The sequence below is a fragment of the Pseudomonas sp. BNK-15 genome, assembly GCF_047456105.1.
Classification (GTDB): domain Bacteria; phylum Pseudomonadota; class Gammaproteobacteria; order Pseudomonadales; family Pseudomonadaceae; genus Aquipseudomonas; species Aquipseudomonas putida_E.
The window spans coordinates 4,959,011-4,973,097 of sequence record NZ_CP179898.1 but is presented as its reverse complement, the minus strand read 5'-3'; the positions used below and the strand labels follow the sequence as shown (position 1 = coordinate 4,973,097).

13 protein-coding genes are annotated in these 14,087 nt (G+C 62.7%); 4 read left to right on the top strand and 9 right to left on the bottom strand.

What is annotated here, in order from left to right:
• Positions 1–75: 75 nt before the first annotated feature.
• The 9 genes from ACMGF5_RS22810 to ACMGF5_RS22770 all read right to left on the bottom strand — a co-directional run bounded on the left by ACMGF5_RS22810 (position 76) and on the right by ACMGF5_RS22770 (position 9,249).
• On the bottom strand, positions 76–1,437 hold the full coding sequence (locus ACMGF5_RS22810) for an MFS transporter (RefSeq protein ID WP_012314665.1): 1,362 nt from the start codon (positions 1,435–1,437) through the stop codon (positions 76–78).
• Positions 1,438–1,539: 102 nt separating this feature from the next.
• The gene (kdgD, locus tag ACMGF5_RS22805; protein WP_046786077.1) at positions 1,540–2,451 is read right to left on the bottom strand and encodes a 5-dehydro-4-deoxyglucarate dehydratase; all 912 of its coding nucleotides are present in this window, start codon (positions 2,449–2,451) and stop codon (positions 1,540–1,542) included.
• 380 nt (positions 2,452–2,831) lie between these two features.
• Positions 2,832–3,641, bottom strand: coding sequence for a gamma-glutamyl-gamma-aminobutyrate hydrolase family protein (locus ACMGF5_RS22800; protein ID WP_119687095.1), 810 nt, complete (start codon positions 3,639–3,641; stop codon positions 2,832–2,834).
• 303 nt (positions 3,642–3,944) lie between these two features.
• On the bottom strand, positions 3,945–4,727 hold the full coding sequence (locus ACMGF5_RS22795) for an amino acid ABC transporter ATP-binding protein (protein WP_414157248.1): 783 nt from the start codon (positions 4,725–4,727) through the stop codon (positions 3,945–3,947).
• Between the two features lie 22 nt (positions 4,728–4,749).
• A complete protein-coding gene (locus tag ACMGF5_RS22790; protein WP_414157247.1) occupies positions 4,750–5,994 on the bottom strand; it encodes an NAD(P)/FAD-dependent oxidoreductase in 1,245 nt (414 codons plus the stop codon).
• Positions 5,995–6,009: 15 nt separating this feature from the next.
• Positions 6,010–6,720, bottom strand: a complete 711-nt coding sequence (locus ACMGF5_RS22785; protein WP_046786081.1) for an ABC transporter permease — start codon at positions 6,718–6,720, stop codon at positions 6,010–6,012.
• Positions 6,717–7,436 (bottom strand): ABC transporter permease, encoded by a 720-nt coding sequence (locus ACMGF5_RS22780; RefSeq protein ID WP_046786082.1) that lies wholly within the window; start codon positions 7,434–7,436, stop codon positions 6,717–6,719. Before ACMGF5_RS22780 ends, ACMGF5_RS22785 begins: the two co-directional genes overlap by 4 nt.
• A 175-nt stretch (positions 7,437–7,611) precedes the next feature.
• Positions 7,612–8,364: a transporter substrate-binding domain-containing protein gene (locus ACMGF5_RS22775; RefSeq protein WP_115274681.1), complete on the bottom strand. Its 753-nt coding sequence runs from the start codon at positions 8,362–8,364 to the stop codon at positions 7,612–7,614.
• A 21-nt stretch (positions 8,365–8,385) separates the two neighbouring features.
• Entirely contained in the window at positions 8,386–9,249 is an 864-nt protein-coding gene (locus ACMGF5_RS22770; protein WP_414157246.1) for a MurR/RpiR family transcriptional regulator, read from the bottom strand.
• Positions 9,250–9,391: 142 nt separating this feature from the next.
• Here ACMGF5_RS22770 and ACMGF5_RS22765 point away from each other — a divergent pair, with 142 nt between their 5' ends.
• From ACMGF5_RS22765 to tpx, 4 genes are all read left to right on the top strand, one after another.
• Positions 9,392–10,417 carry an Ldh family oxidoreductase gene (locus ACMGF5_RS22765; protein ID WP_115274682.1) on the top strand — a complete coding sequence of 342 codons (1,026 nt, stop codon included), beginning with the start codon at positions 9,392–9,394 and terminating at the stop codon, positions 10,415–10,417.
• 130 nt (positions 10,418–10,547) lie between these two features.
• Positions 10,548–11,744: an aromatic amino acid transaminase gene (locus ACMGF5_RS22760; protein ID WP_414157245.1), complete on the top strand. Its 1,197-nt coding sequence runs from the start codon at positions 10,548–10,550 to the stop codon at positions 11,742–11,744.
• 263 nt (positions 11,745–12,007) lie between these two features.
• Positions 12,008–13,285: a serine/threonine transporter gene (locus tag ACMGF5_RS22755; protein WP_046786087.1), complete on the top strand. Its 1,278-nt coding sequence runs from the start codon at positions 12,008–12,010 to the stop codon at positions 13,283–13,285.
• A 168-nt stretch (positions 13,286–13,453) separates the two neighbouring features.
• Positions 13,454–13,954, top strand: a complete 501-nt coding sequence (gene tpx, locus ACMGF5_RS22750) for a thiol peroxidase (RefSeq protein ID WP_012314653.1) — start codon at positions 13,454–13,456, stop codon at positions 13,952–13,954.
• Positions 13,955–14,087: the final 133 nt, after the last annotated feature.

Below are 14,087 nucleotides of genomic sequence, written 5' to 3'. Positions count from 1 at the left end.
TTCGGGCCCTGTTTGTGATGGTCTCAGGCTTTGTACATCCGCCCGCACCGGGATTGCCGGCGCGGGCGTGTTCACTCAGTGACGTGCGCTGGCCAGTTCGCCCGGGGCGGCAGGCTCAGCGTCTGGCTTTGCATCCTCACGCAACTCGATACGCTTGATCGGCCCGACGATGACCAGGTAGCTGAACACCGCTACCAGGGCGTTGGCGCCCACGTACACCAGCGCCCACTTGAACGAGCCGGTTGCGCTGATGATGTAACCAATGACGATAGGAGTGGTGATCGAAGCAATGTTGCCGAAGGTGTTGAACAGGCCGCCGGACAGCCCTGCGATCTGCTTGGGCGAGGTATCGGCAACTACGGCCCAGCCCAGTGCGCCGATGCCCTTGCCGAAGAAGGCCAGGGTCATGAAGCCGACCACCATCCATTCCGCCTCGACATAGTTGCAAAAGACCATGGTGGTCGACAGCAGCAGACCACAGACGATCGGCAGCTTGCGCGAGAAGGTCAGCGAATTGCCGCGGCGCAGCAGCCAGTCAGACAGTACCCCACCGAGCACTCCGCCGATGAAGCCGCAGATTGCCGGCAGCGAGGCGATGATGCCCGCCTTGAGGATGGTCATGCCGCGCTCCTGCACCAGGTACACCGGGAACCAGGTCAGGAAGAAGTAGGTGATGGCGTTGATGCAGTACTGGCCCAGGTACACGCCCAGCAGCATACGGCTGGTCAGCAGTTGCTTGATGTACCCCCATTTCGGGCCGTCGTTGCCGCGCTTCTGGTCCATGTCCACCAGGCCGCCGTTCTGCTCGATGTGCTCGAGTTCTTGCGGGCTGATGCGCGGGTGTTGGCGCGGGTTGTAGATGGTCTTCAGCCACACCATGGAGAACACGATACCCAGTGCACCCATCACCACGAATACGTGTTCCCAGCCGAAGCTGAACACGATCCAACCCATGATCGGGGCGAACAGTGCGGTGGCGAAATACTGCGCGGAGTTGAAGATCGCCGATGCTGTGCCGCGTTCTGCCGTGGGGAACCAGGCCGCAACGATGCGGGCGTTACCCGGGAACGATGGTGCTTCGGCAAAACCAACCAGAAAACGCAGGGTGAACAAGGTGACGACCGCCCAAGCCACTGGCAGGCCGCCGACAAAACCCTGCAGCAGGGTGAACAGCGACCAGGTGAAAATGCTGAAGGCGTAGACATTCTTGGAGCCGAAGCGGTCCAGCAGCCAGCCACCAGGAATCTGGCCGGCAACGTAAGCCCATCCAAAGGCGGAGAAGATATAACCGAGGGTTACGGCGTCAATGCCGAGGTCCTTCTGCAGGCTGGAGCCTGCAATGGCGATGGTGGCGCGGTCGGCATAGTTGATCGTGGTCACCAGGAACAGCATGAACAGGATCAGGTAGCGCACATGCGTCTTTTTAGTCGCTTGCATGCTGGTAATACTCCCACTAGTTATTTTTGTGCGGGCTCACGAGTTGTAGCCGGAGTGGGGTGGCCCACTCCGGGTGCGGCGATGGCAGGCCGCGGGGGCCGCTTATTGCGGGCCCATCTTGTCCATCAGGGCTGCGAGCATTTCGTATTCTTCGCCAGTCAGGTCGGTCAGCGGCGTGCGCACCGGGCCTGCGTCGTAACCGGCGATCTTCGCGCCTGCCTTGACGATGCTCACGGCATAACCGGCCTTGCGGTTGCGGATGTCCAGGTACGGCAGGAAGAAGTCGTCAATCAGCTTGCCAACGGTGGCGTGATCGTCGCGGGCGATGGCGTGGTAGAAGTCCATCGCGGTCTTCGGAATGAAGTTGAACACCGCCGAGGAGTACACCGGCACACCCAGGGCTTTGTAAGCGGCAGCATACACCTCGGCGGTCGGCAGGCCACCCAGGTAGCTGAAACGGTCACCCAGGCGGCGACGGATCGACACCATCAGTTCGATGTCACCCAGGCCGTCCTTGTAGCCGATCAGGTTAGGGCAGCGTTCGGCAAGCTTTTCCAGCAGGTCGGCGTTCAGGCGGCAAACGTTGCGGTTGTATACCACCACCCCGATGTTGACCGATTTGCACACCGCTTCGACGTGGGCGGCGACACCGTCCTGGCTGGCTTCGGTCAGGTAGTGCGGCAGCAACAGCAGGCCCTTGGCACCCAAGCGCTCGGCTTCCTGTGCGTATTCGATGGCCTGGCGGGTGGAGCCACCGACGCCGGCGAGGATCGGTACAGACGTGGCGCAGGTGTCGACGGCGGTCTTGATTACCTGGCTGTACTCGCTGGCGGCCAGGGAGAAGAACTCACCGGTGCCACCGGCGGCGAACAGGGCGCTGGCACCGTACGGGGCAAGCCATTCCAGGCGCTTGATGTAGCCGGCCTGGTTGAAGTCGCCCTGGGCATTGAAGTCGGTGACCGGGAAAGACAGCAGCCCGTGGGAGAGGATGGATTTCAGTTCTTGTGGATTCATTGTTATTGGCATCCTGTGGCGCTTGGGTGAAGGGTGTTGTTTTGCGTTGGAGGTAAGTTATCGTACAACTAGCGTGATGACTAGTCCATCCGTGGAAAATTTTTGGGGCACGTGGCCAATCGGGGATTTGTGGTGGGGCGGAATCGCGCGCGGCTCGGGATTGTAGGGCGCGGCGTCGCGCGATATCCCAGGCGCAGAAAACCTGACGACAACCATCTAAACAGTCATCGTATCTCTCGGGAGGGGAAAAACGATCGCGGAGACAGGCGCAAGCCCGCCGCCCGCATCCACGGGAAGTGTTCTGGGACCAGCAGAGGGTGACCGGGGAAGCGGGGGGCGGCCTTGCGCCGCCCCGCGATCAAAACTGACGAAGCTGAGTGTCAGGCGGCCTGTTGGCGCTTGATCTGGGATTTGCGCACCTGGGCGCGGCAGGCATCGCCGAAGGCCTGGAAGATCTTGATCGAATCAGGGTTCTTGGCCGCTTGCCACTCCGGGTGCCACTGTACAGCGAACAGGAACGGCGAAATGCTCGGGGCGTGAATCGCTTCGACCAGGCCGTCTTCGGCGTGGGCGATCGGTTCGATGCCTGTACCCAGGGTGCGCAGGCCCTGGCCATGCAGCGAGTTGACGCGGATCTCGTCGGTGCCAAGGGCGTCGTGCAGCCAGCTGCCCGGCTTGATCTTCACGCCATGCACCTGAGCGTATTGCACGTCGACCGGATCTTCCGGGTTTTCCCGGTGGTCGTTGTAGCCTGGTTCGGCGTAAACCTTCTGGTAGATATCGCCGCCCAGGGCGACGTTGATTTCCTGCATGCCGCGGCAGATGCCGAAGATGGGCAGGCCACGTTTAAGCGCGGCCTTGACCAGCGGAATATCGAACAGGTCGCGGTTGACGTCCTGGCCTTTGCCTGGTGTCTGGTTTTCCTGGCCATACAGGCTCGGCTCGATGTTGCTGCCGGCACCGGTCAGGTATACGCCGTCGGCCATGTCCAGATAGGTCTCGAGGTCTTCGGTGCCACAGCAGGTGGGCACAAGTACCGGGACGCAATCAGCGAAATCGACCAGCGGGGTGATGTATTTGTGGGTCATGACCTGGTAGTCATGGCCTTTGCGCTCTTGGCTGCCCATGGTCATCAGGACGACGGGTTTGCGCAGGGAAGGTTGCTTGTTGCCAATGTTGCTGTTGGACATATGTCACCTTATGGCAGGTTCGACCTGCCGTTGTTGTGCAGGTGCACGGCGCGGGGCCTGGTGTGCTACCTGAAGCCCCGAGCACTGCCGGCTCGTCAGAGGCGACGATGCCGGTCGGGGCTTGTAGATAGCTTGCCAGAGCCGTTCGATATGTCAAACGACTGAAATGGGCTGAAGCGCCTGAATTCGGGGGCTGAAACCCTTGCGAGCCTCAGGCGGCAAGGGTTTGACAGGGGGCGAGGTCAATTATATTTAACGACGCAGTTGGGTCATTGCAGCCGTGCAATGAAGGGGGCAGTGGCTTCAATGAAGGATCTGCGCCAGAAAACTTTTGGCACGTGCAGTGCGCGGCTGGTTGAAGAACACCTGCGGCGGGCTGTCTTCGATGATCTGCCCGCCTTCAAGGAACAGCACCCGCTCGGCAACCTGCCTGGCAAAGCCCATTTCATGGGTAACACAGAGCATGGTCATGCCGGTGCCCGCCAGTTGCACCAAAACATCCAGCACTTCAGCGACCATTTCCGGGTCCAGCGCCGAGGTCGGCTCGTCGAACAGCATGATCCGCGGCTTCATGCACAAGGCGCGGGCGATCGCCACCCGCTGCTGCTGGCCGCCAGAGAGCTGGCTGGGGTATTTGTGCGCCTGGCTTTCGATGCCGACCTTGCACAGGTACATCCGGGCACGCTCCTCAGCGTCCTTGCGGGACAGGCCGCGCACGCTGGTGGGAGCCAGCAGGCAGTTGTCGAGCACGCTCATGTGCGGGAACAGGTTGAAGTGCTGGAACACCATGCCGATGTCGCTGCGTACCTGGGCGGCCTGGCGCGTGTTGCCGGCCAGATCGGTGCCAGCTACCTGGACGCTGCCTTGTTCGGCAATTTCCAGGCGGTTGATGCAACGGATCAAGGTGGACTTGCCGGAGCCGGAGGGGCCGCACAGCACGATGCGTTCACCTTCGCGCACCTGCAGGTCGATGTCGCGCAATACATGGAAAGCGCCATAGTGCTTGTTCAGGCCCTCGATGCGGATCAGCACCGGGCGTGGGTCGTTTTCAGGGGCAAGGCTGGCAACGCTCAAAGGGGCGGTCATGTTGTTGTTCTCCCGCGTGGTGTCAGTTGAAACGTGCCGCGCTGTAAGGCGCAGGGTCGGTGAAAGGGCGCTCGCCGGTCAGCAGTTCAGCCACCAGGCGACCGCTGACCGGGCCCAGCGTCAGGCCGTGGTGCGCGTGGCCGAAGTTGAACCACAGGCCCTTGTGCCGTGGCGCCGGGCCGATCACGGGGCGCATGTCCGGCAGGCAGGGGCGACGGCCCAGCCAGGGGGTGTCGTCCAGGCGCTCACCCAGTGCAGGGAACAATGTGCGCGCCAGCGCTTCGCAGCGCTTGAGCTGAATTTCGTTGCCTGGGGCGCTGCTGGCGGCGAACTCGATGCCGGTGGTAAGGCGTATGCCGGCGGCCATCGGCGCCAGTACGTAGCCGCCCTGGGTGTCGCAGATCGAGTGCTGCAACTGAGCGCCGTCACGGGTGGCGTAGTGCATGTGGTAGCCGCGCTTGATACCCAGCGGGATCGTGTAGCCCAGGCGCTCATAAAGGTCGGCCGACTGTGGCCCAAGGCACGCCACCACTTCGTCGGCGGTGACTGGCCCGCGCTGGCTTTCGACCCGCCATTGGCTGCCGACCTGGCGCAGGCTGCGCGCATCACCGTGCAGGAACTGCCCGCCGCGCTGGACGAACAGCGCAGCATAACCACGGGTGAGGGCGCCGGGGTCGTTCACGGTCTTGGGGTCGAGCCAATGGATGCCGCCGACTACGGTGCTGTCGAGCTGGTGCTCGCGTGCCTGCAGTTGCCCGCGTTCGAGCAGTTCGTAGTGCAGGCCATAGCGCGCAAGGCCCTTGACCTCGGCCTTGGCCTGTTCGAACAGCCCCGGGTCGCGGTACACCTCGATCCAGCCCTTGGCCTGCACCAGCCCTTCGAGGCCGGCGGCGGCGATCAGGGCGTCGTGCTCTTCTACGCAGCGTTGTACCAGCGGCAGCATGTCGGCCGCGGCCCCGGCCAGCCGCCCCGGTGCCGACTGCCGCCAGTAGCGCAGCAACCAGGGCGCGGCCTTGGGCAAGTGCAGCAGGCTGTAGCGCACGTCCGGCTGGCGGTTGAGGCCATAGCGCAGCAGCTTGCCGAATTGGCGGGGGAACGCATAGGGGATGACGCTAGAGCGTTCGATCAGCCCGGCGTTGCCATGGCTGGTGCCGCACCCGGGTTCATTTCGGTCGATCAGGATTACCTGGCGCCCGCGTGCCTGCAGATGCAGCGCGGTGCTGACGCCGACGATACCGGCGCCCAGGACAAGGGTCTGGCAATGCATGATTGTATCCTTCGGTCAGTTCAGGTGGCGGCCCAGGCGGGCCTCCAGGTGTTTCAGCAGGCGCCGCACCAGTTCGACGATCACCAGGTAGAGGACGGCGGCCCACAGGTAGATCTGGAAGTCGAAGCTGCGCGAGAACGCCAATTTGGTCACGCCCATCAGGTCGTAGATGGTCACCAGCGAGGCGATGGCGCTGGCCTTGATCATCAGGATCAGTTCGTTGCCCAGCGGGCCGATGGCCACCAGCAACGATTGCGGCAAGATGACCTTGAAGAAGGTGGTGGAGCGTTTGAGGTTCAGAGCCCTGGCTGCTTCATACTGCCCTGGCGCCACGGCCATCAGGCTGCCGCGGAAGATTTCGGCCTGGTAGGCGGCCGTGTTCAGGGTGAAGGCCAGCAGGGTGCAGAGCCAGGCTTCGCGGAAGAACCACCAGAGGCCGACGTCCTGCCAGAACCCCTTCAACGACCCAAGCCCGTAGTACAGCAGGAACAGTTGTGCCAGCAGGGGGGAGCCACGGAAGAAATAGATGTAGCCGGCCGCCAGGCGCTGCAGCGGCAGGTTGCGCGACATCCGGGCCAGCGCCAGCAGCAGGCCGAGCATGGCGCCGAGGGTGAAGGAAATCGCTACCAGCTTGGCAGTTACCAGCAGCCCGTCGATGAACCGTGGCCCGTAGCGCTCCAGCAGGTCGGGGTCCAGTACCAGGCTCAGCCATTGTTCGGCACTCATGCGCGTGCTCCTTGCAGGTGGCGGTTGCTGCGCCGTTCGATGTAGGCGAACACCCGCCCCGATAGCGCCGAGAACAGCAGGTAACCCAGGCAGGCCACCCCGTAGAAGAACATCGGCTCTTTGGTCACGCTGACCGCAAGGTTGGTCTGGCGCATCAGGTCGACCAGCGAGATGGTCGATACCAGCGAGGTATCCTTGAGCAACGACAGCCAGTTGTTGGAGAGCCCCGGCAGGGCGATGCGCGTCAGTTGTGGCAGTACCACCTTGAAGAAGGCGGTGCGCTTGCCCAGGCCCAGTGCCGCACAGGCCTCCAGCTGGCCTTTGGGCAGGGTCTTGAAAGCAGCCAGCCAGATCTCGCTGGAAAAGGCGGCGAACACCAGGCTGAAAGCGATCATCGCCGCGAGGAACGTATTGATCAGGAACTCACCTTGATAGCCCATGGCGGCCAGCAGTTGCTGTGCGGCGATCTGGCAACCGTAATAGATGATCAGCAGGGTCAGCAGCTCGGGCAGGCCGCGGAACACGGTGGAAAATGTGGTTGACCAGGCACGCGGCAGGCGCTTGCGCGAGCGCGCCGCCAGGGCCACGACAAGGCCCAGTGGCAAGCCGATGGGCAGGCAGGCGAGGGCCAGTGACACGGTCACCAGCGCGCCTGCCAGCAGCGCCTGGCCCCAGCCACCACTGGCGAAGGACAGCAAGGACAATTGATCGAGCATGACATATCCCTAGAATTGACTGCTCCACGCGCAAGCGCTGTAGGAGCGGCCTTGCGTCGCGAAAGGGCTGCGCAGCAGCCCCACAGGTTCTGGTGGCGCTGCACAAGCCTGGGGCCGCTTTGCGGTCCTTTCGCGACACAAGGCCGCTCGGGAGAGCGCGTCGTTGCAGGCGGAATCAGTTGTAGATATCGAAGTCGAAGTACTTGCTGGCGATTTTCTGGTAGGTACCGTTGGCGACGATTTGCGCCAACGCGGTATTCAGCCGCTGGCGCAGTGCTTCATCGTCCTTGCGCACGGCGATGGCGGCATTAGCCTTGGTGCCGGCCACGTCACCCAGCACCTTGCAGCATTCCTGGCCGTTCTTGTTCATCCACTCGTGCAGCGGGAACTTGTCGGCGATCACCCCGTCCAGGCGGCCGGCGGCGAGGTCGGCATTGGCCTCGTCCATGGTCGGGTAGAGCTTCACGTCAGCGCCCGCCTTGGCATACACATCTTCGGCATAGATCGCCTGGGTCGAGGACGACTGGGCACCCACCGTGTAGCCTTCGAAGGTGTTCTGCGCATCACTGATCTTGCTGTCCTTGGCCACGGCGACGGTCAGCGGCGTGCGGTAGTAATGGTCGGTGAAGGCGATTTTCTTGCGGCGCTCCTCGGTATCGATCATCGAAGCCACCACCGCATCGTACTTGCGTGCCATCAAGGCCGGGATGATGCCTTCCCAGTCTTGCGCCACCAGGGTGCACTCGACTTTCATCTGCTCGCACAGGGCGTGGGTGATGTCGATGTCAAAACCGTGCAACTGGTTGTCGGCATCCACATAGTTGAAGGGCGGGTAGGCCCCTTCGGTGGCGAAGCGCAGGGTTTCGGCGCTGGCGTTAGCCGCCAGCAGCAGGGCACATGCACCCACCATAGCCATGGTCTTGTTCATCTCGCACCTCTTGCACTCTTGCTATTGTTGTTTTCCCGTCGTGTAGCCGACGAATTCGTTATGTAGAGCGGCAGTCGCTTCCAAGCGTTTTTCAACATCAGGCCCGAGCTTCTTGCAGACCTCGTTGACCATCAGGTGCACCCACGACAGCATTGCCGAGGTGGACTCCCAGAACAGATTGAATTCGGTGGGGATGCGGAACACCTCGTCGGCATTGGCATCGGCCCAGTCGCAGAAGGTGTCGGTCACCAGCGTGACCGGGATACTGGCCTGGCGTGCCTTCTGGCACAGCAGCAAGGCATGGCGGGAATAACGGCGTGCCTCGAACACCACCAGCGCGCTGTTTTCCGGGCGCCCGAGCAGCACCTCGCCGAAGTGCCCGGCACTGCCATCGACCACCTGGACGCCGTCGCGCAGGTAGTGCAGCAGGTGGGCCATGCACTGGGCCACACCACGCTCGGTCTGAAAACCGGCAATGAATACCCGCGGCCTGTCTGCCAGGCGCTGGGCGGCTATGTGCCAGGCCTCGCTGCGGCTGTATTCGTGCACCCGTACCAACGCGGCAATTTCCAGCTCAAGGCTGCCTGCGCGGGTGTTGTCGTCGTGCTGCTGGCGGTATTCCTGCAGGCGGTCTCCCACCAGCCATGGGCCATCACCCAGGTCGCTCTGAAGGTCTTGCTTGAGCGCCTTGAGATGGGCATAACCGAGTGAGCGGCAGAAACGCCCGACACTGGATTCGCTGACGCCGAGCTTGGCGGCAATGCTGGCTGAGGTCTGGAACGGCAATTCCTGGAGATTGGCGAGCATGTAGCTGGCGATCTTGTGGCCTGAAGCAGTCGCGGCTTGCAGGCTGTGTTCCAGGCGTTGTTTGATCGGTTGGCTCATGCTGTTGCTCCAGGCGAGGCGTGAATAGAAAATGAATGTTTTCTGTCATAGAGTCAACATTTGACAGATAGCTGTCACATGCGGGAAAGTTTTTGTCGCGGCCCACGCTGTTGCCATTCCAATTCCAAGAAAGGAGCTTCAGATGTCTGCACCTTCCACCCACCCCGTCGTGCGCATGCCTTTTGCCGAACTGCAGGGGTTGTTGCAATCGATCTTCCAGCGTCACGGCTGCAGTGCAGCGGTGGCCGGCGTGCTCGCCCACAATTGCGCCAGCGCTCAGCGCGATGGTGCCCATAGCCACGGGGTGTTTCGTATGCCTGGCTATGTCTCGACCCTGGCCAGCGGCTGGGTGAACGGTTGTGCCATACCGCAGGTGACTGACGTGGCGGCGGGCTTTGTTCGGGTAGACGCTGGCGGGGGCTTTGCCCAGCCGGCCCTGGCCGCGGCGCGTGCAATGCTGGTCGAGAAGGCCCGCAGTGCCGGCATCGCGGTACTGGCGATTCACAACTCCCACCATTTCGCAGCGCTGTGGCCCGATGTGGAGCCGTTTGCCGATGAGGGCCTGGTAGCCCTGAGCGTGGTCAACAGCATGACCTGTGTCGTGCCACACGGTGCGCGCAAGCCGTTGTTCGGCACCAACCCGATTGCCTTTGCCGCGCCGTGTGCGGGGCACGACCCTATCGTTTTTGACATGGCCACCAGCGCCATGGCCCATGGTGACGTGCAGATCGCTGCGCGGGCTGGACAGCAGCTGCCGGAGGGCATGGGCGTGGACGCCGATGGCCAGCCGACCACCGACCCCAAGGCCATCCTGGAAGGCGGTGCGCTGCTGCCCTTCGGCGGGCACAAGGGCTCGGCACTGTCGATGATGGTCGAGTTGCTGGCGGCGGCGCTGACCGGTGGGCATTTCTCTTGGGAATTCGACTGGGCGAGCCACCCTGGGGCGAAAACGCCGTGGACCGGGCAACTGATCATCGTCATCGACCCGAGCAAAGCCGAAGGCGACCGGTTTGCGCAGCGCAGCCGGGAGCTGGTCGAGCAGATGCAGGCGGTGGGGTTGTCGCGTATGCCGGGCGAGCGGCGCTACCGGGAGCGGGAAATTGCACAGCGTGAAGGGGTGGCGGTGACTGAGGTTGAGCTGCAGGAGCTCAAGGCGCTGGCCGGCTGACACGCTGCAAATGCCCGCTGTGCAATCTTGCATAGACAACCTTGCACAATAGGTGATGTTCCTGCCCGCCGAGTCCGGGTATCCTCACCTGAGCCTTTCCGAACTGTCCTGATCCAAGGAGCTGCACGCTGTGTTCAAACATGTCGATGCCTATGCCGGCGACCCGATCCTCTCGTTGATGGAAACCTTCAAGGCCGACCCGCGCGCCGACAAGGTCAACCTGAGTATCGGCCTTTATTACGATGAGGCCGGCGTGGTGCCGCAGCTCAAAGCGGTGGATGCGGTTGAAAAACGCATCGCCGGCGTGGCCCACGAGGCTTCGCTGTACCTGCCGATGGAAGGCCTGGCCAGCTACCGCCAGGCGATCCAGGCACTGCTGTTCGGTGCCGATCACCCAGCCGTCACCGGCAAGCGCGTGGCGACCGTGCAGACCGTCGGCGGCTCCGGCGCGCTCAAGGTCGGCGCCGATTTCCTCAAGCGTTACTTCCCTGCCTCCGAAGTCTGGGTCAGCAACCCGACCTGGGACAACCACCGCGCCATCTTCGAAGGTGCCGGGTTCAAGGTGCACAGCTATCCGTACTTCGACCAGGCCAGCCGTGGCGTGGACTTCGATGGCATGCTGGCGACTTTGCAGACCCTGCCGGCCAACAGCGTCGTGCTGCTGCATCCGTGCTGCCATAACCCCACCGGTGCCGACCTTACCCAGGAGCAGTGGCAGCACGTGGTGGAAGTGGTCAAGGCGCGCCAGTTGATCCCGTTCCTCGACATCGCCTACCTAGGCTTCGGCGAGGGCCTGGTGGAAGACGCCTACGCCATCCGCGAAATGGCCCGTGCCGGCGTACCGTGCCTGGTCAGCAACTCGTTCTCTAAGATCTTCTCGCTGTATGGCGAGCGGGTAGGGGGCCTGTCGGTCGTCTGTGACGATGAAGACACCACCCAAAGCGTGCTTGGCCAGCTCAAGGCGACTGTGCGCCGCAACTACTCCAGCCCGCCCAACTTCGGCGCACAGCTGGTAGCCGGCGTGCTGGGCGATGCTGCGCTGAATGCGCAGTGGGCCGCTGAAGTCGAGGTGATGCGCAAGCGCATCCTCGATATGCGCCAGGCCCTGGTCGATGCGCTGGCCGTTTTGCTGCCAGGCCAGGACTTCCAGTTCTTCCTGCGCCAGCGTGGCATGTTCAGCTACACAGGTTTCAGCGTCGAGCAGGTCCGCCGCCTGCGCGACGAGTTCGGTGTGTACCTGATCGACAGCGGCCGGGTGTGCATGTCCGGCCTGCGCCCGGCCAACCTGCAACGGGTTGCCGAGGCGTTCGCTGCCGTTCAGAAGTAACACCGCACAGTGCCGCTCCTGCAAGGCTTCGCGAACGTCTGAGCGGCCTTGCCGGGGCGCCGGACCGGTCGGAAAGGGCCGCAAGGCGGCCCCATAGTGCAACCCCGCTTGTAAAGACAAGTGCAACCGTCCCTCGGGCGGGGCTTCGCAACCGCCCACTTTCAGTGCACAATCGCGCCCCTCTTTTCTGGTTGGGGTGCTCGAAGCCTCTGTTTCGCCACTCCCAGCCCTGTTGCAGTCTTGCGAGTGGAGTTGCACCCGGAATGAACGAGCAGGCCCCAAGCGTTGAACAACGCTTCGAATCGACCCCGGCTGCCCTTGGCAGCTGGTCCCGTCATGACACTACCTGGATGCTGGGCCTGTTTGGCACCGCCATCGGTGCAGGTACCTTGTTCCTGCCGATCAACGCCGGCCTCGGTGGTTTTTGGCCGCTATTGATCCTCGCCGCGCTGGCCTTCCCGATGACCTACTTCGCCCACCGCGGCCTGACCCGGTTCGTCCTGTCCGGGCGCAGTGGCGGGGATATCACCGAGGTGGTGCAAGAACATTTCGGCATCAAGGCCGGTGCACTGATCACCGTGCTGTACTTCTTCGCCATCTTCCCGATCCTGCTCATTTACAGCGTGGCGCTGACCAACACGGTCACCAGCTTCATGGAACACCAGTTGCACATGACCCCGCCGCCGCGGGCGCTGTTGTCGTTCGTGCTGATCCTGGGCCTGCTGGCCATCGTGCGCTGCGGTGAGCAGGCCACGGTGAAGGTCATGAGCCTGCTGGTTTACCCGTTCATCGTCGCCCTGGCGCTTCTGGGCCTTTACCTGGTCCCGCACTGGACCGGGGGTATCCTCGACGGCGCTTCCCAACTGCCATCGGGTTCGGCCTTCCTGCACACCGTGTGGCTGGCGATCCCGGTGATGGTGTTCTCGTTCAACCACTCGCCGATCATCTCGGCCTTTGCCGTGGACCAGAAGCGCCGGTATGGCGAACACGCCGACGAGCGCAGCGGCCAGATCCTGGCACGCGCACACCTACTGATGGTGGCCATGGTGCTGTTCTTCGTCTTCAGCTGCGTACTGACCCTCGACAGCGCTCAATTGGCTGAGGCCAAGGCGCAGAACCTGTCGATCCTGTCGTACCTGGCCAACCACTTCAGCAACCCGACGATCGCTTTCGCCGCGCCGCTGATCGCCTTCATCGCCATCGCCAAGTCGTTCCTGGGCCATTACATCGGTGCCAGCGAAGGCCTGAAGGGCATCATCGCCAAAACCGGTGCACGCCCGGGCGCCAAGGCGCTGGACCGTGTGGTTGCCGCGCTGATGCTGGTGGTGTGCTGGATCGTCGCCACCCTGAACCCGAGCATCCTGGGTATGATCGAGTCGCTGGGTGGCCCGATCATCGCCGTGCTGCTGTTCCTGATGCCGATGTACGCCATCCGCCGCGTGCCGTCGATGCGCAAGTACAGTGGCGCGCTGTCCAACGTCTTTGTAGTGGTGGTTGGCCTGGTTGCGCTGACTTCTGTGGTGTACGGCCTGTTGGGCTGATCCATCGTTCGCTTTGAGAAATGTCCGGGCTGCTTGTAGCAACCCGGACATTTTTTTGTCCACAAAAACTGTCAGGCAATAGAACAATTTCACTGAACCCCATAGGCACCCGGCCGCCTTCATGCTTAACTCAGTGTCCTTTTCAAACCCCGCATAAGGATTTCGTCCATGGCTCAAGTGACTCTCAAAGGCAACCCGGTTCAGGTCAACGGCGAGCTGCCAAAAGCCGGTGCCCAGGCTCCGGCCTTCTCCCTGGTAGGTGAAGGCCTGGCCGACAAGTCGCTGAAGGACTTCGCCGGCAAGCGCAAGGTGCTGAACATCTTCCCAAGCGTCGATACCCCGACCTGCGCTACCTCGGTGCGCAAGTTCAACGCCCAGGCCAACGATGTGGCCAATACCGTGGTGCTGTGCATCTCTGCCGACCTGCCGTTCGCCCAGGCGCGCTTCTGCGGCGCCGAAGGCCTGGAGAACGTGAAGAACCTGTCGACCCTGCGTGGTCGCGAGTTCCTCGAAAACTACGGTGTTGCCATTGCCGACGGCCCGCTGGCCGGCCTGGCTGCCCGCGCCGTGGTAGTGCTGGACGAAAACGACAAGGTGCTGCACAGCGAGCTGGTAGGCGAAATCGCTGACGAGCCGAACTATGACGCGGCACTGGCGGTGTTGAAGTAAAGAATGGTGCAGGGCTGATGCCAGTCAGTTGGGCTTGTCAGGGCCGCAAAGCGGCCCTAAATCGCTTAGCTGGCTGGCATTGAGCGTAACGAAGGCCTTTATCGAAGGTTTCGGCCTCGGAACTCTTCAGTAC